Raw genomic sequence first — 20,263 nt, 5'->3', positions numbered from 1 at the left:
TGGACAGACGAACCGGGGGGATGCCTTGTTTGGCATCCCCCCGGTTTTTTCTATGGGTATGGACTCAGCAGCAGCTGTTTCCGCAGCCGCAGTTGTTGCCGCAGCTATTACCACCGCCGCAGCAGCAGCACAGCAGGATGATGATCAGAATGATCCACAGGCAGCTACCGCCGCCAAAGCCACAGCCACAACCATTATTGCACCCCATCATAGAAGTACCTCCCGGTTTAAATGTTAGAAACCTGGAGCTGGCGGCGGAGCTTCCCGCTGTCCGGCCCGGTCTCATTCCATACTATGCCGCGCTCCGGAGGTGGTGCGTGCTGAAGGAAAAAATAGCGGGCCGCCCCGGTATGACCGGGGCGGCCCGCCGCAAAGAGAGGGTTTGCTTACTCCAGCTCAAACGCGCCGGTGTACAGCTGATAGTAGAGGCCCTGCTGAGCGATCAGGTCCTCGTGGTCGCCTCGCTCCACAATACGGCCGTGATCCAGCACCATAATGGCGTCGGAGTTGCGTACGGTGGACAGGCGGTGGGCAATGACAAAGACGGTGCGCCCACACATGAGGGAGTCCATACCCTGCTGGACAATGGCCTCAGTACGGGTATCGATGGAAGAGGTTGCCTCGTCCAGGATCATCACCGGGGGATCGGCCACGGCGGCCCGGGCAATGGCAATGAGCTGCCGCTGGCCCTGGGACAGGTTGGCACCGTTGCCGGTCAGCATGGTATCGTATCCCTGAGGCAGCCGCCGGATGAAGTCATCGGCATTGGCCAGCACAGCGGCAGCCTCCACCTCTTCATCGGTGGCGTTCAGGTTGCCGTAGCGGATGTTCTCCCGGACGGTACCGGTAAACAGGTTGGTATCCTGAAGCACGATGCCCAGAGAACGGCGCAGATCGGGCTTTCTGATATCGTTAATGGAGATACCGTCGTAGTGGATCTTGCCGTCGGCAATGTCATAGAAGCGGTTGATCAGGTTGGTGATGGTGGTCTTGCCTGCGCCAGTGGCGCCCACGAAGGCCAGCTTCTGGCCAGGCTTGGCAAAGAGGCTGATGTCGTGGAGGATGGTCTTGCCCTCCTCATAGGCGAAGTCCACATGGTCAAAGCGCACATCACCGGCCAGCTTCACATACTGGACGGAACCGTCCTCCTGAGGTACCTTCCAGGCCCACAGGTTGGTATGCTCGTCGGTCTCATGGAGGGTACCATCCTTGTCAAAGGCCACATTCACCAGAGTCACGGTGCCGTGGTCCTCCTCAGCAGGCTCATCCATCAGATCAAAGATACGCTGGGCGCCGGCCAGAGCCATAACCACCGAGTTGAGCTGCTGGGAGATCTGGCTGATGGGGTTGGACAAGCTCTTGGACAGCTGGAGGAAGGTAGCGATGACGCCCAGGGTGATGCCGGGGCCAATGCCGCTGAGGGCCAGAGCACCGCCGGCCATGGCGATGATGACATACTGGGCGTTGCCGATATTGATCAGGATGGGCATGAGGATGTTGGCGTACTTATTGGCCTTGTCGGCGCTCTCGAAGAGGGCGTCGTTTACCTTATCAAAGCCCTCCTGGGCCTCCTCCTCATGGCAGAAAACCTTGACTACCTTCTGGCCGTTGATCATCTCTTCAATATAGCCGTTCAGATCGCCCAGCTTCACCTGCTGGCGAATGAAGTAGCGGCCGCTGCGGCCGGCCAGGAACCGGGTCACCAGCAGCATACCGATGATGCAAAGAATTACCACGCCGGTAAGCAGCAGATTGGTGAAGATCATGCCCACAAAGGCCACCACAATCATCATCAGAGAGTTGATGACCTGGGGGATACTCTGGGAAAACATCTGACGGAGGGTATCCACGTCGTTGGTGTATACACTCATCACGTCGCCGTGAGCGTGGGTATCAAAATACTTGATGGGCAGGGACTGCATATGACCGAACAGGTCGTCTCGGATCTTTTTCTGCACGCCCTGAGAGATGGTAACCATCAGACGGTTGTAGGCAAGGGCACACAGGGCACCGGCAAGATAGAGGCAGCCCATAAGAACAAGGGCATGGAGCAGGCCATCAAACACTGGATTGTCCATGGCCATCAGAGGGGTGATATAGTCATCGATGAGGGAGCCCAGGAACAGGGAGCCGGACACCGAGGCGATGGCACTGATCAGGATGCACACCAGCACCAGCAGGAACCGGAACCCGTACCCCCGCTTGACGTACTGCATCAGGCGGCGTATCGTGCGGGAGCGGTTCACAGGAGGCTTCTGTCTCATATCAGGTTTCATCTTCGCCGCCTCCTTTGGTCTGGGATTCATAAATCTCGCGGTAAATTTCGCAGGTCTTGAGCAGTTCCTCATGGGTACCCATGGCGGAGATCTTGCCGCCGTCCATCACCAGGATTTTGTCGGCGTCCTCAATGGAGGAGATACGCTGGGCAATGATGAACTTGGTGGTGTCGGGGATCTCCTCCCGGAACGCCTTGCGGATCAGGGCGTCGGTCTTGGTGTCCACTGCAGAGGTGGAGTCATCCAGAATGAGGATCTTGGGCTTCTTCAGCAGAGCCCGGGCAATACACAGGCGCTGCTTCTGGCCACCGGACACGTTGGAACCGCCCTGCTCGATGTGGGTATCGTACTTGTCTGGGAACTCCTGGATAAAGGGATCAGCCTGGGCCAGCTTACACACCCGGACCATCTCTTCGTCGGTGGCCTCCTTGTTGCCCCAGCGCAGATTCTCCTTAATGGTACCGGAGAAAAGCACATTCTTCTGGAGCACCATGGCCACCTGCTCACGCAGAGCCTCCATATCGTAGTCCCGCACATCCACGCCGCCTACCAGCACGCGGCCCTCAGTGGCATCGTACAGACGGGGGATCAGCTGGACCAGGGTGGTCTTGGAGGTACCGGTACCACCCAGAATGCCCACGGTCTCGCCGGACTTGATGGTGAGATTCACGTCCTTCAGACACTCCTTGGTGGGGTCCTTGGCGTAGCTGAAGCTGACGTTCTCAAAGCCCACGGAACCGTCCTTCACCTCATAGATGGGATCGGGGCCGTTCTTCAGGTCGCTCTCCTCGTTGAGCAGTTCCACGATTCGCTCGGCAGAAGCCCGGGCCAGAATGATCATCATCAGCACCATGGACAGCATCATCAGGCTCATGAGGATCATCATGATGTAGCTGAACATACTGGTCAGCTGTCCGGTGGTCAGCTCGCCGCCCACCACCAGGTTGGCGCCAATCCAGGACACAGTGAGCATACAGGCGTAGACACAGATCTGCATCAGCGGCATATTGAATGCCACCATCTTTTCCGCCTTGGAGAAGTCCATATAGATCTCATTGGACACCTTGCCGAACTTCTCCTTCTCATGATCCTCCCGCACAAAGGACTTCACAACACGGATGCCCAGCAGGTTCTCCTCCACCACGTTGTTCAGCCAGTCATACTTCTTGAACACACGCTCGAAGACAGGGTGGGCCGATTTCATAACGAGCAGAATACCCGCTGCCAGAATAGGAATGACCACCAAGAAGATCAGCGCCAGCTTGGGATTGAGGGTAAAGGTAAGGAACCAGGCGCAGATCAGCATGATGGGGCAGCGCACCGCAATACGGATAATCATCATAAAGGCCATCTGCACGTTGGTCACATCAGTGGTCAGACGGGTAATGATACCGCCGGTAGAAAACTTATCGATGTTGGAAAAAGAAAACTTCTGTACGTTCTGATACATCTCTCGGCGCAGATTGCGGGAGAAGCCGGTGGATGCCCGGGCCGCAAACCGGCCGGACAGGCCACCCAACAGCAGTGCCATCAATGCCATGGCCACAACCAGCAGGCCATACTGAATGATCCGGCTCATATTGCCCGCTCTGACGCCTTCATCCAGCAGCTTGCCGGTCATCATGGGAATCAGTACATCGAAGGCCACCTCTCCGATCACGAAGATGGGTGTAAGGATGGTAGCCGTCTTGAATTCCCCAATGCAGCTGATTAAGCCGCGTTTCTTCTTCATAGGGTTCCCTCCTTAGGATTTGCGCGTAAACCACAGTCTACGCAGGAATGACGCACTGTAAGCCGCCACACGGACGGCTTACATCAGATTCTGCTTCAGTTTTTCCACCGTGCTGAGGAATTGCTCCACCTCCGCCTGACTCAGCCCCTGGGTCAACAGGTCTTCCACACTGTTGATCCGATCGATGATCTCCTGATGGAGCGCATCCGCCTTGGCAGTGGTGGTCACCCGCTTGAGCCGGGCGTCCCGTTCCACTGACTGCCGCACGATAAAGCCTTGAGCCTCCAGCCGCTTGAGCAGCCGGGATGCCGTAGACCGCCGGATATAGAAGGCTTCCTCAATATCCTTTTGGCAGATCTCCTGGTCCCGATTATGACACAAAAAACCCAGCAGCTTCACCTGCATCTCGGTAAAATCGTCTCCTTCCGGTGTGCAGGTCATCTCCAAAACCTTTCGCCGCAGCAGATTGGACAGGGCTTTGATCTCATAGCCCACATGGCGCTCCTGCCGCATCACGTCATCTCCTTTTTCTGTACTATGTTTAGTTTAGTTTGTCTGCTAACAGTTGTCAATGCACAACATTAACAAAACACATAAGTTGATCTCCCCGTAATTCTGTTACCGAATTTGCTACGATATCCGGTATATTGTCAGACAAACATACCCGTTTGGGGAGCGCTGTACAGCAGCAAAAAAGGGCCCGCCGCATATTGCGGCAGGCCCTGATGCAGGCATTTTCAGTTTTTCTCCCTGTCGGCCTCGATCAACAGCTTAACCGCCTCGATACCAACCTCCAGAGCAGCGGACAGGTCGTGGCTCTCGGTCTGATCCAGTCCGGCGGCCTCTCGCTCCTGATTCCAGATCACATGGAAGCAGGAGCCGCACCGCACGCCCAGTGCGGCGGCGCAGCAGAACAAAGCCGCCGACTCCATCTCAGAGGCAAGAACCCCAAGGCGCTTCCAGGCCTCCCACTTATAAAGCAGTTCCTGAGCCACCGGCATCCGGGCCGGACTGTGCTGCCCATAGAAAGAGTCCTTGCACTGGACCACGCCAGCGTGCCACGGCTTCCCCAGATTCTTGGCCGCCTTGACCAGAGCGGTTTGGACTTCGTAGTCGGACACGGCGGGGAATTCAATGGGCGCGTACTCCCGGCTGGTACCCTCGTGGCGCACCGCGCCGGTAGCAATCACCACATCGTCGCTTTTGACAGGCAGAGCAATACCGCCGCAGGTACCTACACGAATAAAGGTATCCGCCCCGATGTTATGTAGCTCCTCCATGGCAATCACAGCGGAGGGACCCCCGATGCCGGTGGAGCATACGCTCACCTTTTCGCCCAACAGCGTGCCGGTATAAATGGTATATTCCCGATTACTGCCAATCTTCACCGGATTATCAAAATAAGCGGCTATCTTCTCGCAGCGGCCCGGATCACCAGGCAGAAAGCAATAGCGGCCCACGTCGCCCTGCTTACATTTTATATGGAACTGCAATTCATGTTCATGCATCTCGGATACCTCCTCGGTGTCGCATACATCCCTTTCATCCCCGGATCAGACCGGGTATGGTCCACGGATGAGCGTACTGTATTATATCAGTTTCTGCTCCCCTTTGCAAGGTGCACAAATATCTCTCCTTTTTGTAACGTTTTGTTGTTGTATTTTTGTTTCATCCGTTTTAGAATAGTTCTGCTGAAGGACAGGCTGCATTTTTACCTGGTCCGGCAGACATCTCGATTTAAAAGGAGGCGGCGAATATGAAGCGGGCAGCCCTAATGACCGTACTGGCTCTGCTGTGCGGACTGGTTCTGGGTTCTATGGTGGGACTGTCTCTCTCTTCCTCTAATAACTCCGCTGCTGTCTCTTCCTCCATTCCTACTGTCGCCTATAATCAGCATACCTACGCCTCCGCTGTTCCTACGGAGCCACCCTTGGATGTCAACGACAATACGCTGCTCCTGGAGCGTGCCAGTCAGGTATTGGAGGCACTCAAGCAGGAAGATTATTCCGCGCTCTCCCAGCTGGTCCATCCCAGGCGGGGGGTCACCCTGACGCCTTACTCCACCGTGGACTATTCCTGTGACAATGTACTCTCGCAAGATCAGGTGGCCGGTTTAGCGGAAGATAAACAGCTCTACACCTGGGGTCTGGCTGTGGGCTCCGGCTCCCCCATCCGCTGCACCTCCAAGGACTATTTTGCCCGCTATGTTTTTAACACCGACTATACCGAAGCTCCCCAGGTGGGGATTGATACCGTGCTAATCAGTGGAAACGCCCTGGAAAACGTGGCTGATGCCTATCCCAACGGTCGTTTTGTGGAATACCACTTCCCTGGTATCGATCCCGCGCTGGAGGGCTTTGACTGGTGCTCTCTCAAGCTGGTTTTTGAGATCTGGAACAACGACTGGTACCTGGTGGGCATCATCCACGGCGAATGGACCAGTTAATCATCCTGCCGCCGCCCAATCTGCCGGTCACAGACCGGCAGATTTTTGTTCCGAGAAATCTTTCTTTTGCTTTCCCGAAGTTTGTCGGAATGATGAAAGAATACTTGCATCTACTGACAGATTGCGTTAAGATGGAGGCTACGATCATACATCATGAATGGACCGCTCTCGCCTGATTTATATAGAGCGTCTACAAGGGGACCCCGACCCCTGAAAGGATGGATATTGCTTGAAGATCATCATTGTGGGAGATGGAAAGGTCGGTTTTACACTGGCAGAGCATCTGTCTCAGGAGGAGCACAACGTCACGGTAATCGACACCAACGACGACGCCCTGCGCCACGCCTCAGAATCTCTGGACGTGATGTGCGTCAAGGGCAACGGCGCCTCCATCTCCGCCCTGAAGGAATCGGGTGTTGAGTCGGCAGACGTGCTCATCGCCGCCACCAGCCTGGACGAAGTCAACATGGTCTGCTGCCTCACCGCCAAACAGCTGGGCGCCAAATTTACCATCGCTCGGGTACGCAATGTGGAGTATGCCATGGAGCTGTCCCACATGAAGCGGGAACTGGGCATTGATCTGGCCATTAACCCGGAGAATGCCACCGCCGTGGAGATCTCCCGCCTGCTTCGTTTCCCCAGCGCGGCCAACATCGAAACCTTCTGCCGGGGGCGGGTGGAGTTAATCGGCTTCCGGGTGCGGGAGGGCGACTTCCTGGCCGACCAGCCTCTGTCCGCCCAGACCAGCAAGATCCGGGAGCTGCCCATGCTCCTGTGCGCGGCGGAGCGGGAAGACGGCGAGGTCATCATTCCTGACGGCACCTTTATTCCCCGGGTAGGCGACCGGCTCTATCTGGTGGGTCAGCCCGCCGGCCTGACCGCCTTCTTCCGCCTGCTGGGACGGCACATTCCCAAGCTGCATTCCGCCTTTATCATCGGCGGCGGACGCATCGCCCATTATCTGACCAGCATTCTGCTCAAGATGGGAATGCAGGTCAAGATCGTGGAGCGTAACCCGGAGCGCTGCCGTCACCTCAGCGATGTGCTTCCCCAGGCCCTCATTATTCAGGGCGACGGCACCGACCAGGAGCTGCTGGAGGAGGAAAACGCCAGCGCTTCCGACGCCTTTATTGCCCTCACCGACCGGGACGAGGACAATATCATCATCTCCCTCTACGCCATGCAGCAGGGTATCAAAAAGGTGGTGGCCAAGTCCAACCGGCAGAACTACGCCAGCATCGCCCACGCCGCCGGTCTGGACAGTGTGATCTCCCCCAAGCTCATCACCGCCAGCCACATTCTTCAGGTGGTCCGCGGAATGCAGAATTCCAAAGGCAGCGTGATGAACGCCCTGTACAAGATCTGCGACGGACACGCGGAAGCTCTGGAGTTCATCGCCAATGAGACTACCCACAATCAGGGCGTGCCGCTGAAGGATCTGCGGCTGAAAAAGGGCATCCTCATTGCCGTACTGGTCCACCAGGGCAAGATCATCATTCCTGACGGCTCCAGTTCCATTTCCGCGGGCGATACGGTGATTCTGATCTCCCGCAACCACGGCATTCTGGACCTCAATGATATCTATGAGGACTCTCTGCTGGATCTGGGGGCGGCACAATGAACTTCAGACTGGTATTTAAAGTAGCCGGAAAGACCCTGATGGTGGAGGCCATCACCATGCTGCTGCCGGTGCTGGTGTGCCTGATCTATCAGGAAGACCCCACCCCCTTTCTCTTCACCATACCGCTGGTCATGGTAATCGGCTTCGCGCTTTCCCTTCTGCCCAGTGACGACCACTTCTTTACCCGGGAAGGCTTTTTCGCGGTGGCGCTGATCTGGCTGCTGGTAGGCGCCTTCGGCGCGCTTCCCTTCTATTTCAGCGGCTATTTCTCCTCTTACATAGACTGCTTTTTTGAAGCTGTCTCCGGCTTTACCACCACCGGTGCATCCATTCTGACCGCAGTGGAGCCGCTGCCCCGCGGCATTCTGTTCTGGCGCTCCTTCATCCACTGGCTGGGCGGTATGGGCGTGCTTATTCTTACCATCGCACTGCTGCCCAGTCTGGGATCCCGCACTCTCCACCTGATGAGGGCCGAAAGTCCTGGCCCTGTAGTCAGCAAGCTGGTTCCCAAGAGTAGCCAGTCCTCCAAAATCCTGTACGGGATCTACTGCGGTCTGACCGCCATTGAGATCATCATTCTGAAGATCGCCGGGATGCCCTGGTATGACAGCATCGTTCACTCCTTCGCCACAGCAGGCACCGGCGGTTTTTCCACCAGAAACATCTCCATTGCCGCCTACGGCAGTCCCGCCATTGAGATCATCATTACGATCTTTATGCTGCTGTTCTCCGTGAACTTCTCCCTCTACTTCTTGCTGCTCTGCGGAAAGGTGAAGCAGGTACTGAAAAGTGACGAGTTGCGCTTCTTCCTGATCGTAGTCTTTGCCAGTATCACGCTGATCTCCATCAATATCTGGAATCTTTACCCCACCGGCGGAGAATCCATCCGCCATGCCGCCTTCCAGGTCGGTTCCATCATCTCCACCACTGGCTTCGCCAGCACGGATTTCAACCTATGGCCAGAGTTCTCCAGAACCCTGCTGGTGCTGCTCATGTTTATCGGCGCCTGCGCCGGCTCCACCGGCGGCGCTATCAAGTGTTCCCGTGTCCTGCTGCTGGGCCGTTGCATCAAGCGGGAGATCCGCCAGGTTATCCATCCCCGGGCCGTCAACGTGGTCAAACTGGACGGTCGTGTAGTGGACGAGACCGCCCTTCGTTCCGTCCAGATCTTTTTTGCCGCCTATATCTTTATCACCCTGGGCGCCACACTCTTGGTCTCTGTGGACAACAACTCCTTCGGTACCACCTTTACTGCGGTGGTCTCCTGCATCGGCAACATCGGTCCCGGTCTGGAATTGGTAGGCCCCATGGGCAACTACGCTTTCTTCTCCGGCTTCTCCAAACTGGTGCTTTCCCTGTGCATGATTGTGGGCCGCCTTGAGGTTTTGCCCATTCTGGTGCTCTTTAGCGGAAATGCATGGAAACGGTCTTAAACTGTCCATTCGTTTTTGTCCAAAGCGTCAAATCCTCGGATTTGACGCTTTCTTTTTTGAATACTCTTGCCAAACGGATGTATTTTGAGGTATTATAATGTTGTCTGTAAAACCGGAAACCCTTGCGCTACAATGGTTTCCGAATTAAAGGAGTTGGGTAAGATGATCGAAAACCTCTTTTGGCTTGGTATAGTAGGCGCTTTTATCGCGCTAATCTTCGCCGTAGCCCAATCAAGGAAGGTGCTAAAGTTTTCTGAAGGCACCGAACTGATGCAAAAGCTCGCCGCCTCTATCCGCAAAGGCGCTAACGCTTACCTTAAGCGCCAGTATACCACCGTCGCAAAGATCTTTATTGTAGTCTTCGTGATTTTACTTATTCTGGCAGGAGTGGATATGCTGGATAACTGGTTTATCCCCTTCGCCTTCCTCACCGGCGGTATCTATTCCGGCCTGGCTGGTTTTGTTGGCATGAAAATCGCCACCTCCGCCAACGCCCGTACCGCCAACGCCGCTCATGAGAGCCTGAACCGGGGCCTCAACGTGGCCTTTTCCTCCGGCGCCGTCATGGGCTTCACCGTGGTGGGTCTTGGCCTGCTGGACGTGTCCATCTGGTTCCACATTCTGAAGTACATTGCTCACTTTGAAGCCGCCAAGATCGCCCAGACCATGGTTATGTTCGGTATGGGCGCTTCCTTCATGGCGCTGTTTGGCCGCGTAGGCGGCGGTATCTTTACCAAGGCCGCCGACGTGGGCGCCGACCTGGTGGGTAAGGTTGAGGCCGGTATTCCCGAGGATGACCCCCGTAACCCCGCTACCATCGCCGACAACGTGGGCGACAACGTGGGCGACGTGGCCGGCATGGGTGCCGACCTGTACGAGTCCTACGTGGGTTCCATTCTGGCTACCTTCGCTCTGGGTGCTGCCGCTTATGCCAGCGACAACATGACCTGGAACGCCATGCTGCTGCCCCTGGTCATTGCCGTGGTGGGCGTGATCTGCTCCGTGCTGGGCAGCTTCCTGATCCGCACCAAGGAGAACGCCACCCAGAAGTCCCTGCTGGCCACCCTGCGTAAGGGCACCTATACCGCTGCTGTTCTGGCCGCAATCGCCGCCGCCCCCATCACCTACTTCATCATGGGTTCCTGGGGCCCCTACATCTCCATCCTGGCCGGTCTGGTGGCTGGCTGCGCTATCGGTTACTTCACCGAGTACTACACCTCCGACACCTACAAGCCCACCCAGGGCCTGGCCGACTCCACTGAGACCGGCGCCGCTACCACCATCATCGGCGGTATTTCCCTGGGTATGCTCTCCACCGCCGCTCCCATCATCATCATCGGCATCGCTATCATCGTCTCCTTCCTGGCCTCCGGCGGCTCTCTGACCACCGGCGGCGCCGACTATGAGCTGCTCTTCTCCAAGGGCCTGTACGGCATTGGTATCGCCGCCGTGGGTATGCTGTCCACCCTGGGCATCACCCTGGCCACTGACGCCTATGGCCCCGTGGCCGACAACGCCGGCGGCATCGCCGAGATGAGCGGCCTGGGCGAGGAGGTCCGCAACCGTACCGACGCTCTGGACTCCCTGGGCAACACCACCGCCGCCACCGGCAAGGGCTTCGCCATCGGCTCCGCCGCCCTCACCGCTCTGGCTCTGCTGGTCTCCTATGTGGACGTGGTCAAGGGCAAGCTGGACCACGCCATGGACCTGTCCCTCACCAACCCCGCCGTGCTGGTAGGTCTGTTCGTGGGCGCCATGCTTACCTTCATCTTCGCCGCCCTCACCATGAGCGGCGTGCAGCGTGCCGCCCAGTCCATCGTGGTGGAGGTTCGCCGTCAGTTCCGTGAGATCTCCGGCATCATGGAAGGCAAGGCCGATCCTGACTACGCCTCCTGCGTGGACCTGTGCACCAAGGGCGCTCTGCATGAGATGGTTATCCCCTCCCTGCTGGCCATTATCGTCCCCGTCATCGTGGGCCTGATCCTGGGCGCTGAGGCCGTTGTGGGCCTGCTGGGCGGCGTTACTGTCACCGGCTTCGTGGTCGCTGTGTTCATGTCCAACGCCGGCGGCGCTTGGGATAACGCCAAGAAGTACATTGAGGCCGGCCACCACGGCGGCAAGGGTTCCGATTGCCACAAGGCCGCCGTGATCGGCGACACCGTGGGCGACCCCTTCAAGGACACCTCCGGCCCCTCTCTGAACATCCTGATCAAGCTGTGCTCCACCGTTTCCATCGTGTTCTCCGGCCTGATCACCACCATTCACCTGTTCTAATCCAGCATAAAAAAGGACGCCTGACGGCGTCCTTTTTTGCTATGCAAAAGCATAGCAAAATTGGCCATATGCCGCTTTCAGCGGCACGGCCATGAAATCAAAGCGCATGGGCCGGGACGGCCCATATGCGCATAAACTTCATGCGCCACAAGCCTCGCCCGTTTTCGTGGTGTGCTCTTGGCGCATGAAGTTTTATGCCCTTTTAGCTCAGTTCAAATATACCGTTGTACAGCTGATAATATTCTCCCTGCTGAGCCAGCAGGTCCTCGTGGCTGCCCCGCTCCACGATCTGACCCTGTTCCAGCACCATAATAGCGTCAGCATTACGGACCGTGGACAGCCGGTGAGCAATCACAAACACCGTCCGCCCCTCCATCAGCTGGTCCATTCCCTTTTCGATGAGGGCCTCGGTGCGGGTATCAATGCTGCTGGTTGCCTCGTCCAGAATGAGTACCGGTGGGTCAGCCACTGCCGCCCGGGCAATGGCAAGCAGCTGCCGCTGGCCCTGAGACAGATTGGCTCCGTCTGCCGTCACCATAGTGTCGTAGCCCTGGGGCAAGCGGCGGATGAAGGAATCAGCGTTGGCGATTTTGGCCGCCTTCTCCACCTCCTCCATGGTGGCATCCAGCTTGCCAAAGCGAATGTTATCCGCAATGGTTCCGGTAAAGAGGTGGGTATCCTGAAGCACCATGCCCAGGGATCGCCGCAGATCATCTTTCCGGATGTCCTTCACGTCAATGCCGTCATAGGTCACCCGCCCCTTTTGCACATCGTAGAAGCGGTTGATCAGATTGGTGATGGTGGTCTTGCCCGCGCCGGTAGAGCCCACAAAGGCGATCTTCTGGCCTGGCTTGGCAAAGAGGCTGATGTCTTTCAGAATGGGGTGACCGGCATCATAACCAAAGGTGACACCTTCAAAGCGGACATCCCCCCGCAAGGGCACCTCAGAGCCGTCAGGCTTGCGCCAAACCCAGCCCCCGTCGCGCTTTTCCAACCTCACCTGACCGTCGTCAATCTCCGGAGTCTGGTCCATAGCCTCAAAAACCCGCTCGGCGCCAGCCAGGGCAGCCAGCAGGAAGTTGGTCTGCTGGGTAAATTGGTTGATGGGCATGGCGGCCTGACGCACAAAGACCAGATAGCTGGCCAGGCTTCCCACGTCGGTCATGCCTGCCATGGCCATATAGCCTCCCAGGGCAGCCACAATGGCATAGTTAATATAGGAGATGCTCACTACCGCAGGGATCATGGTGGCTGCGTAGCTCTGAGCACCGGTGCCCGCCTTGCGAAGCGCTTCGTTTTTCTCTCGAAACGTCCGCAGGTTGGCTTTTTCGTGGTTAAATACCTTGACCACCTTTTGGCCTGCCACCATCTCTTCAATATAGCCGTCCAGATCACCCAATGCACGCTGCTGCTTGTTGTAGTAGGCCTTGCTTCGCTTTCCGCTATAGCGGATATAGAGAAACATGACTACATAGCACACCGCTACTACCAGGGTGAGCCGCCAGTTGAGGATGAAGAGCATGGTCAGGGTACCTGCTACCTGAATGAAACTCTGGATCACCATAGCGAAGCTGTTGTTCAGGGCATCCGAAATGGTGTCCACGTCGTTGGTGAAGTAGCTCATCACGTCGCCGTGGCGGCGGGTATCGAAGAAGCGGAGGGGCAGCTTCTGGAGATGGGCGAACAAGTCCCGGCGGATATCGTAAAGTACCTTCTGTGCCGCCTTCACCATGGTCTGGGTATAGCCCCAGGCCGCCAGGGCTCCCGCCAGATAGATGAGGGCAGTGATGGCCACCCCTCTCAGCAGGGCTTCCATCCCCCCTGTAGCCAGGTTATTGACCACCGGTCGGATCATATAGGTGCCCAGCAGGTTGGCCAGAGCACTGACAGTAACCAACACCGCTACCGCCAGCAGCAGGAACTTGTGTCTTCCCAGATAGGACAGAAGGGCGCGAATGGTGTAACCCAGGTGCTTTGGCTTTTTTGCGCTTAGCTGCCTAGCCACGGTCCTCCCCTCCTTTCATCTGGGATGCGTAAATCTCCTGGTAGATGGGATCATGCTCCAGCAGCTCCCTATGGGTGCCGGCGGCGTGAATTCTGCCGTCTTCCAGGATGACGATGAGATCGGTGTGCATCACAGAGGTGACTCGCTGGGCAATGATGATCTTGGTCACACCGGTAAGCTTGGTCAGAGCCCCCCGGATCTTGCTCTCCGTTGCAGTGTCTACCGCGCTGGTGGAGTCGTCAAAAATCAGGATCTTGGGGTTCTTCAACAGCGCCCGTGCAATACACAGCCGCTGTTTCTGTCCGCCGGAGACGTTGACGCCCCCCTGTCCCAGGTCGGTGTCCAGGCCGTTCGGCATCCGCTCCAAAAATTCATCGGCGCAGGCCGCCCGGCAAGCCGCCCACAGGGTCTCATCGCCGGCATCCGGGTCTCCCCACTTCAAGTTCTCCCGTACAGTACCGGAGAAGAGCACATTTTTCTGGAGCACGATGCCCACCGCATCCCGCAGAACTGTCAGGTCGTAGTCCTTTACATCGTGCCCACCAACCCGAACAGTACCTTCCGTGGCATCGTATAGCCTGGGAATGAGCTGTACCAGGGTAGTCTTGGCAGAGCCTGTGCCGCCCAGGATACCCACAGTCTGTCCTGCTCTAATATGCAAATTTACCCCAGACAGAGCATACTCCCTGGCGTCGGTATGGTACTTGAAGGACACACTCTCAAAGTCCACGCTGCCGTCGGGCACTTTCTCCACCGGCTGAGCCGGGGAAACAAGGGCCGGCTTCTCCTCCAATACCTCCGCAATGCGATGGGCACTGGCCAGAGACCGGGTGAGCAGCAGGAACACGTTGGAAATCATCATGAAGGAGTTCATTACCTGAAGCACATAGCTGAGAAAGCCGGTCAGTTCCCCCACCTGGAGACTGCCGCCCAGGATCATGCCGCCGCCGAACCACAGAATGAGCACGATGGCAGTATACATCGTGAACTGGAAGGCGGGCAGGTTGAGTACCGCAAAGTGGAAGGTCCGCTGACTGGTGGCCATCAGCTCCTCATTGACCGACTGGAACTTCTCCTCCTCATACTCCCCCCGCACAAAAGCCTTCACCGCCCGGATGGCAGTAAGACCCTCCTGAACCACATTATTCAGCTTATCCATGGCCTTCTGGAGTCTGCCATACATGGGCGCTACTTTACGCACCACAAAGAAGAGGATGAGTGCCAGAATGGGGGCAGTCACCACAAAAATCAGGGCCAGCCGGGCATTCATCCAGAAGGATAGCCCTAACCCCATCACCAGCATCACCGGACTGCGCACCATGGGCCGCAGTCCGCCGTTGATGGCATTTTGCAGCACCGTCACATCAGTGGTCATACGGGTAACCAGAGAAGAACTTTCAAATCGGTCCAGGTTGGAAAAGGCATAGTCCTGGACCCGCTCATACTGGGCCTCCCGGATACGGGCGCCCCAGCCGTAGGCCGCCCGGGCGGCAAACCGAGCATACAGCAGGCCGGTGATCAAAGCCAGTACAGCACATACGCCCATCTGTACACCCTTGACCACAATATAATTCAGATCCCGGTTCTCTACTCCCACGTCAATGAGGTCAGCCATCAGCACGGGAATCACCAGCTCAAAAGCCGTCTCCACCAGCACCAACAATCCGCCCAGAAACAGGTCCCGGCGGTAGGGGCCCAAATAGGACAGCAGGCGTTTCAGTTCTTTCATGGCCGTCCCTCCCCTGCCGTCTTCAGATTGCGGTACGCCCGACTCAGATAGTCGGCAAACCGCTCCTGCTCCTCCGGTGTAAACCCCTCCAGCATCCGTTCCTCCATGGTACGGCAGCAGGTCCGCCAGGCATCATAGGCCGTCTGACCAGCAGGAGTGATCTCGATTCGGTCCCGGCGCTTGTCCTGCCCATCCCCGCATCGGGTCACGAAGCCACCCTTTTCCAGGCTGTCCAGCATCCGGCATACCGCCGCCGGATCGATCTCAAAGTAGTCGGCCAGCTGACGCTGGCGGCTGGGACCATGCTGGCTGAGATAACCCAGCAGTTTGGGCTGACCGGTTCCCAGTCCTACCTCCGCCAGGCAGGGACGCAACGCCCCCCGCTGGGCATGAAAAGCCCGGTAGAGCAGCATATGGAATGTCTTTTCCATCCACTCACCTTCCTAATTGACATATCAACGATTGACGTATCAATTATATCCCGAGATTTTACACTGTCAAGTCCAACAATGGTTGGATTCTACTTGCAACCGGAGGCATAAAGTGGGATAATATTGGCAACGACATCCAAAAGGAGGCCCTCCCATGGAAGGTAAGAAAGCATACCGTCCGGAAAACCTGCACTACCTGAAAATGCTGGCCCGACAATACCCAAATGTCCAGGCTGCCAGCACCGAGATCATCAACCTCCACGCCATTCAGAACCTGCCCAAAGGCACTGAGCACTTTATCTCCGACGTACACGGCGAGTATGAGGCCTTCCTTCACATCCTGAATTCGGCTTCCGGCGTGGTACGCGAGAAGCTGGACAGCCTGTTTGCCACCACCGTATCCAAGGCCGATCTGGACCAGCTGGCCACTCTTATCTACTATCCCCAGGAAAAACTGGAGGAGATCGAGCGGGAGACCACCGATATGCGGGAGTGGTACCGCATCACCTTTCACCGCCTGATCGAGATGTGCCGGCTGGTCAGCTCCAAATACACCCGTTCCAAGGTCCGTAAGGCTATGCCTCCTGAGTACGCCTACATCATTGATGAAATGATCCATACTCACTATGAGGACATGGACAAGCGGGACTATTACGAGAACATCATCTCCACCATTATCGACATCGACCGGGCCTCCAACTTCCTGGTGCAGCTGTGCGAGCTCATCAAGCGACTGGCGGTGGACCATCTTCATCTGGTGGGCGATATCTTTGACCGTGGTCCTCGGGCGGACATCATTCTGGACTCTCTGATGGACTACCACAGCGTGGACATCCAGTGGGGCAACCACGACGTGCTGTGGATGGGTGCCGCCTCCGGCTCCCGCACCCTGGTGGCCACCGTACTGGCCAACTCCCTGCGCTACAACAACCTGGAGGTCATCGAGACAGGCTACGGCATCTCCCTGCGGCCTCTGTCGGTCTTTGCCAACGAGGTATACAAGGACTGCGATGTCCACTGTTTTGAGGTGAAGCTGACTAACGAAGACGCCGCCCACTACACGGAAAAGGATAAGCTGCTTGCCGCCCGAATGCACAAGGCCATTACCATCATTCTCTTCAAGCTGGAGGGGCAGAAACTGCTGCGCAACCCCTGCTTTGGTATGGCGGACCGGCTGCTGCTGGACAAGATCGACTATGAGAATAAGTGCATCACCATCAATGGCACCACTTATCCCATGGAGGATACCGACTTCCCCACTGTAGACCCCAACGATCCCTATACCCTCACTGAGGAAGAGAGTACCCTCATCAATCAGCTGACCAGCTCCTTCCTCCACAGTGAAAAGCTCCAGCGACACATCCGCTTCCTTTACTCCAAGGGCAGTCTGTACAAGGTCTACAACGGCAACCTGCTCTTCCACGGCTGCATCCCCATGACGGAGGATGGTCAGCTCCAGTCCTTTACCATCGGCGGTGTGACCCTGTCCGGCAAAGACTTTCTGGATTATGCCGATACCAACGCCCGCCGGGCCTATTACAGCAAACCGGGCACGGAAGAACGGGAGTTCGGCATGGACTTTCTGTGGTTCCTGTGGGCAGGCCGCAACAGCCCCATCTTTGGCCGTGACCGTATGACTACCTTTGAGCGCCGGTTCATTCTGGATGAGTCCACCTGGACCGAGCCCAAAAACGCCTACTATCAACTGTACAACGACCCCGCTGTGTGTGAGTTCCTGCTGAAGCAGTTCGGTCTGGAGGGACCTCACTGCCACATCATCAACGGGCACATCCCGGTAAAGTCCAAAAAGGGCGAGAGCCCCATGAAGGCAGGCGGCAAGCTGCTGGTTATCGACGGCGGCTTCTGCAAAGCCTATCAGAAAACCACCGGCATTGCGGGCTACACGCTGATTTACAACTCCGCCTGCTTCCGGCTGGTCTCCCACGAGCCCTTTGTTGGACGGGCCAACGCCATCCGGGAAAACCAGGACATCGCTTCCTCCTCGGTGGTGTTCGAGCGGTTGGAGTCCCGGCTGAAAATCGCCGGGACTGACGTGGGCCGCCAGCTCCAGGAGCAGATCGACGATCTGATGGCTCTGGTACAGGCTTTCCGCAATGGTGAGATCGTAGAAGACCACAAGGACTGACTTATTAAAAAATGCCGGCCGCAAATGCGGCCGGCATTTTTTGCTCACCCAACTGGTTATCTTCTTGACTGCGCTCCCCCTTTTGTGTTAAACTTCATTTACTAATTTAGTAATTTAGTAAATAACTAACTTGTTATTAGGAGGTAACCATGCAAATCCCTACCAATTTGAAGCACAAGCCGGTCTTTGTAGCCGAGGACTACAGCAATATTGACGGCCGCAGCGCCTATCAAACCGACGCCCAGGGTCTGAGCCTTGGCCTGGCCCAATGGAATGACCGGGGCCGGGTGGATATCTCCGCCAAAGTCTGGCGGCACACTGGTGAAAAGTGGTCCCGCCAGTCGGAGGAGCTCCCCCTCCACCGGGTGCTGGACCTGGCTATCCTCACCTGCCGGGCAGTCCACTACATTCGGGAGGAGAGCTACCGCTTCCCTGCTCTGTATGATCCGGACACCCCTCAGATCGACCGGGTGGGTCTCCAGGGAGACGCTATGACGGTAGAGGTATGTACCGGCAACGACCATATCTGCGAGGATATTGCACTCTTTCGGGATGCGTTGGCTCGGGATGGTGATCTGCTGGGAGAACGAATGCAGGTTTTGGCCCGCCTGCTGGCTGACCTGGGCTATCATGGATAATAAAAAATGGTCCGCTGCAAATGCAGCGGACCATTTTTATTTTGTAACTGCTTGGCAGATTAGCCGATGCCGCCCCAGGCAATGCCGAGCACGAAGCAGAGGAGGCACAGGGGGACGAAGACGTACTTGCCGAAGGGCAGGAACCACTTCATGATGGGCTTGTCGGAGCCCAGCTGAGCGGCGGCCAGGGCATCCTTCTTCTTCATGACCCAGAAGAACATGATGCCGGCGGCCACAGCACCCAGCGGCAGGATGTAGATGGAGACCATGTCCATCCACTGGGAGGTCCAGGGCTGGATCAGCAGCGCCACGATCACGCCCACGACGTGGATGAGGCCCACGGCCATCCAGCGCTTCAGGTGGAGCTGCTGCTGCAGGAAGTTGACGGGCGTCTCAAACAGGTTGATGACGGAGGAGACACCGGCGAAGAGGATGGCCACGTAGAAGAAGATGACGATCAGTCTGGCGATGCCGCCCATGCCGTTGAACACGGGGAGCACATAGATGAACATCAGGCCGGGGCCGCCGTTGCCCAGGTCGGCGCCGGTGGTGGCCATAGCGGGGATGATGATGAACATGGCCAGCAGGGCCGCGGAGGTATCCAGGATGGCGCAGATGATGGCAGACTGGCGGATCTTCACGTCATCGCCCAGATAGGAGCCGTACACCACGGAGCCGGAGCCTGCCACCGACAGGGAGAAGAAGCACTGACCGAAGGCGTAGACCCAGACCTGGGGATTCAGCAGGCCCTTGGGGTCGAAGGTGAAGATGTACTGATAGCCAGCGGAGGTGCCGGGGATGAAGATCATCACGATGGCCAGCACGATGAAGAGGACATACAGGATGGGCAGCATGATCTTGCAGGACTTCTCGATGCCGCCGGACACGCCGGCCAGCATGATGACCAGGGAGACCACGACGCCGATGATGATCCAGAAGTTGTTGGCGCCGCCGGTGGCGAAGGTCATCTGCAGAGCCTCGGGGAGGGTATCGGCCTCAGGGGCCATGGCGCCGAAGGTACCGCCGATAGCGTTCATATCGGTACCCATGGCGGTCAGCTCGCCGGTGATGGCCATCTTGGTGTAGGCGAACACCCAGCCCATGACCACGGAGTAGCCGATGGCCAGGAGCAGGGAGCCCAGCACGGGCACGCCGCCGATCCACTCGCCGAGCTTCTTGGAGTGGCCGCCGTTCTCCATGGCCTTGCCGAAGGCGCCGGAGGGGCCGCTGCGGGCCCAGCGGCCCAGGGAGAACTCCTCCATCATGCCGGACTGGCAGATGATGAATGCGAAGATGAAGTAGGGGATCAGAAAGGTCAAACCGCCGTACCGGGAAACCAGCATGGGGAAGCGCCACACGTTCGCCATACCCACACAGGAGCCCACAGCAGCCATGATAAAGCCAAATTGGGACTTGAAGCCATCTTGATTTTGCAGCGTATCGGGAGTTGCCATAAATTACACCTCTCATTCTTTCGCCGCAGCTCCCGGAGGAGCGGCAACGAAATAAAACCTTTGCATTGCAAAAGAGAC

At 57.2% G+C, this 20,263-nt stretch carries 15 protein-coding genes; 6 read left to right on the top strand and 9 right to left on the bottom strand.

Features of this window, described 5'->3' with window-relative positions; genetic code table 11:
• Positions 1–64: 64 nt before the first annotated feature.
• The 5 genes from B5E56_RS14615 to udp all read right to left on the bottom strand — a co-directional run bounded on the left by B5E56_RS14615 (position 65) and on the right by udp (position 5,516).
• Positions 65–211, bottom strand: coding sequence for a hypothetical protein (locus B5E56_RS14615; RefSeq protein WP_158094694.1), 147 nt, complete (start codon positions 209–211; stop codon positions 65–67).
• A gap of 175 nt (positions 212–386) precedes the next feature.
• Positions 387–2,276, bottom strand: a complete 1,890-nt coding sequence (locus tag B5E56_RS08050; protein ID WP_242958846.1) for an ABC transporter ATP-binding protein — start codon at positions 2,274–2,276, stop codon at positions 387–389.
• On the bottom strand, positions 2,266–4,008 hold the full coding sequence (locus tag B5E56_RS08045; protein ID WP_087389298.1) for an ABC transporter ATP-binding protein: 1,743 nt from the start codon (positions 4,006–4,008) through the stop codon (positions 2,266–2,268). The genes B5E56_RS08050 and B5E56_RS08045 overlap by 11 nt, the downstream gene beginning before the upstream one ends.
• 78 nt (positions 4,009–4,086) lie before the next feature.
• A complete protein-coding gene (locus tag B5E56_RS08040) occupies positions 4,087–4,521 on the bottom strand; it encodes a MarR family winged helix-turn-helix transcriptional regulator (RefSeq protein ID WP_242955454.1) in 435 nt (144 codons plus the stop codon).
• Positions 4,522–4,745: 224 nt separating this feature from the next.
• On the bottom strand, positions 4,746–5,516 hold the full coding sequence (gene udp, locus B5E56_RS08035; RefSeq protein ID WP_087389297.1) for a uridine phosphorylase: 771 nt from the start codon (positions 5,514–5,516) through the stop codon (positions 4,746–4,748).
• Between the two features lie 248 nt (positions 5,517–5,764).
• Between udp and B5E56_RS08030 the strand changes: the two genes are divergently transcribed.
• The 4 genes from B5E56_RS08030 to B5E56_RS08010 all read left to right on the top strand — a co-directional run bounded on the left by B5E56_RS08030 (position 5,765) and on the right by B5E56_RS08010 (position 11,782).
• Positions 5,765–6,454: a hypothetical protein gene (locus tag B5E56_RS08030; RefSeq protein WP_087389296.1), complete on the top strand. Its 690-nt coding sequence runs from the start codon at positions 5,765–5,767 to the stop codon at positions 6,452–6,454.
• A 229-nt stretch (positions 6,455–6,683) separates the two neighbouring features.
• A complete protein-coding gene (trkA, locus tag B5E56_RS08020; RefSeq protein ID WP_087188964.1) occupies positions 6,684–8,075 on the top strand; it encodes a Trk system potassium transporter TrkA in 1,392 nt (463 codons plus the stop codon).
• A complete protein-coding gene (locus tag B5E56_RS08015) occupies positions 8,072–9,508 on the top strand; it encodes a TrkH family potassium uptake protein (RefSeq protein ID WP_087389294.1) in 1,437 nt (478 codons plus the stop codon). The genes trkA and B5E56_RS08015 overlap by 4 nt, the downstream gene beginning before the upstream one ends.
• Before the next feature lie 132 nt (positions 9,509–9,640).
• Positions 9,641–11,782: a sodium-translocating pyrophosphatase gene (locus B5E56_RS08010; protein WP_343214239.1), complete on the top strand. Its 2,142-nt coding sequence runs from the start codon at positions 9,641–9,643 to the stop codon at positions 11,780–11,782.
• Between the two features lie 202 nt (positions 11,783–11,984).
• On the opposite strand, the gene B5E56_RS08005 is transcribed toward B5E56_RS08010, so the two are convergent.
• From B5E56_RS08005 to B5E56_RS07995, 3 genes are read right to left on the bottom strand one after another with little or no spacing between them, the layout of a single operon-like run.
• Positions 11,985–13,787 (bottom strand): ABC transporter ATP-binding protein, encoded by a 1,803-nt coding sequence (locus tag B5E56_RS08005; protein ID WP_087389292.1) that lies wholly within the window; start codon positions 13,785–13,787, stop codon positions 11,985–11,987.
• Entirely contained in the window at positions 13,780–15,516 is a 1,737-nt protein-coding gene (locus B5E56_RS08000; protein ID WP_087389291.1) for an ABC transporter ATP-binding protein, read from the bottom strand. The genes B5E56_RS08005 and B5E56_RS08000 overlap by 8 nt, the downstream gene beginning before the upstream one ends.
• Positions 15,513–15,947 carry a MarR family winged helix-turn-helix transcriptional regulator gene (locus B5E56_RS07995; RefSeq protein WP_087389290.1) on the bottom strand — a complete coding sequence of 145 codons (435 nt, stop codon included), beginning with the start codon at positions 15,945–15,947 and terminating at the stop codon, positions 15,513–15,515. The genes B5E56_RS08000 and B5E56_RS07995 overlap by 4 nt, the downstream gene beginning before the upstream one ends.
• 154 nt (positions 15,948–16,101) lie before the next feature.
• On the opposite strand from B5E56_RS07995, the gene B5E56_RS07990 reads away from it, so the two are divergent.
• Positions 16,102–18,093 carry a fructose-1,6-bisphosphatase gene (locus tag B5E56_RS07990; protein WP_087389289.1) on the top strand — a complete coding sequence of 664 codons (1,992 nt, stop codon included), beginning with the start codon at positions 16,102–16,104 and terminating at the stop codon, positions 18,091–18,093.
• A gap of 149 nt (positions 18,094–18,242) precedes the next feature.
• A complete protein-coding gene (locus B5E56_RS07985) occupies positions 18,243–18,731 on the top strand; it encodes a DUF6530 family protein (RefSeq protein WP_087389288.1) in 489 nt (162 codons plus the stop codon).
• A gap of 59 nt (positions 18,732–18,790) precedes the next feature.
• On the opposite strand, the gene B5E56_RS07980 is transcribed toward B5E56_RS07985, so the two are convergent.
• Positions 18,791–20,185, bottom strand: coding sequence for a sodium-dependent transporter (locus tag B5E56_RS07980; RefSeq protein ID WP_087389287.1), 1,395 nt, complete (start codon positions 20,183–20,185; stop codon positions 18,791–18,793).
• Positions 20,186–20,263 lie beyond the last annotated feature (78 nt).

This window comes from Flavonifractor sp. An112, from assembly GCF_002161085.1.
Taxonomy (GTDB): domain Bacteria; phylum Bacillota; class Clostridia; order Oscillospirales; family Oscillospiraceae; genus Flavonifractor; species Flavonifractor avicola.
This window is presented reverse-complemented; position numbering and strand designations above follow the sequence as displayed.

What these genes read in the sequence shown, in the direction of transcription:
- B5E56_RS14615 (WP_158094694.1), bottom strand. Translation starts at nt 211, where the DNA reads ATGATGGGGTGCAATAATGGTTGTGGCTGTGGCTTTGGCGGCGGTAGC.
- B5E56_RS08050 (WP_242958846.1), bottom strand. Translation starts at nt 2,276, where the DNA reads ATGAAACCTGATATGAGACAGAAGCCTCCTGTGAACCGCTCCCGCACG.
- B5E56_RS08045 (WP_087389298.1), bottom strand. Translation starts at nt 4,008, where the DNA reads ATGAAGAAGAAACGCGGCTTAATCAGCTGCATTGGGGAATTCAAGACG.
- B5E56_RS08040 (WP_242955454.1), bottom strand. Translation starts at nt 4,521, where the DNA reads ATGCGGCAGGAGCGCCATGTGGGCTATGAGATCAAAGCCCTGTCCAAT.
- udp (WP_087389297.1), bottom strand. Translation starts at nt 5,516, where the DNA reads ATGCATGAACATGAATTGCAGTTCCATATAAAATGTAAGCAGGGCGAC.
- B5E56_RS08030 (WP_087389296.1), top strand. Translation starts at nt 5,765, where the DNA reads ATGAAGCGGGCAGCCCTAATGACCGTACTGGCTCTGCTGTGCGGACTG.
- B5E56_RS08015 (WP_087389294.1), top strand. Translation starts at nt 8,072, where the DNA reads ATGAACTTCAGACTGGTATTTAAAGTAGCCGGAAAGACCCTGATGGTG.
- B5E56_RS08010 (WP_343214239.1), top strand. Translation starts at nt 9,641, where the DNA reads ATGGTTTCCGAATTAAAGGAGTTGGGTAAGATGATCGAAAACCTCTTT.
- B5E56_RS08000 (WP_087389291.1), bottom strand. Translation starts at nt 15,516, where the DNA reads ATGAAAGAACTGAAACGCCTGCTGTCCTATTTGGGCCCCTACCGCCGG.
- B5E56_RS07995 (WP_087389290.1), bottom strand. Translation starts at nt 15,947, where the DNA reads ATGGAAAAGACATTCCATATGCTGCTCTACCGGGCTTTTCATGCCCAG.
- B5E56_RS07990 (WP_087389289.1), top strand. Translation starts at nt 16,102, where the DNA reads ATGGAAGGTAAGAAAGCATACCGTCCGGAAAACCTGCACTACCTGAAA.
- B5E56_RS07985 (WP_087389288.1), top strand. Translation starts at nt 18,243, where the DNA reads ATGCAAATCCCTACCAATTTGAAGCACAAGCCGGTCTTTGTAGCCGAG.
- B5E56_RS07980 (WP_087389287.1), bottom strand. Translation starts at nt 20,185, where the DNA reads ATGGCAACTCCCGATACGCTGCAAAATCAAGATGGCTTCAAGTCCCAA.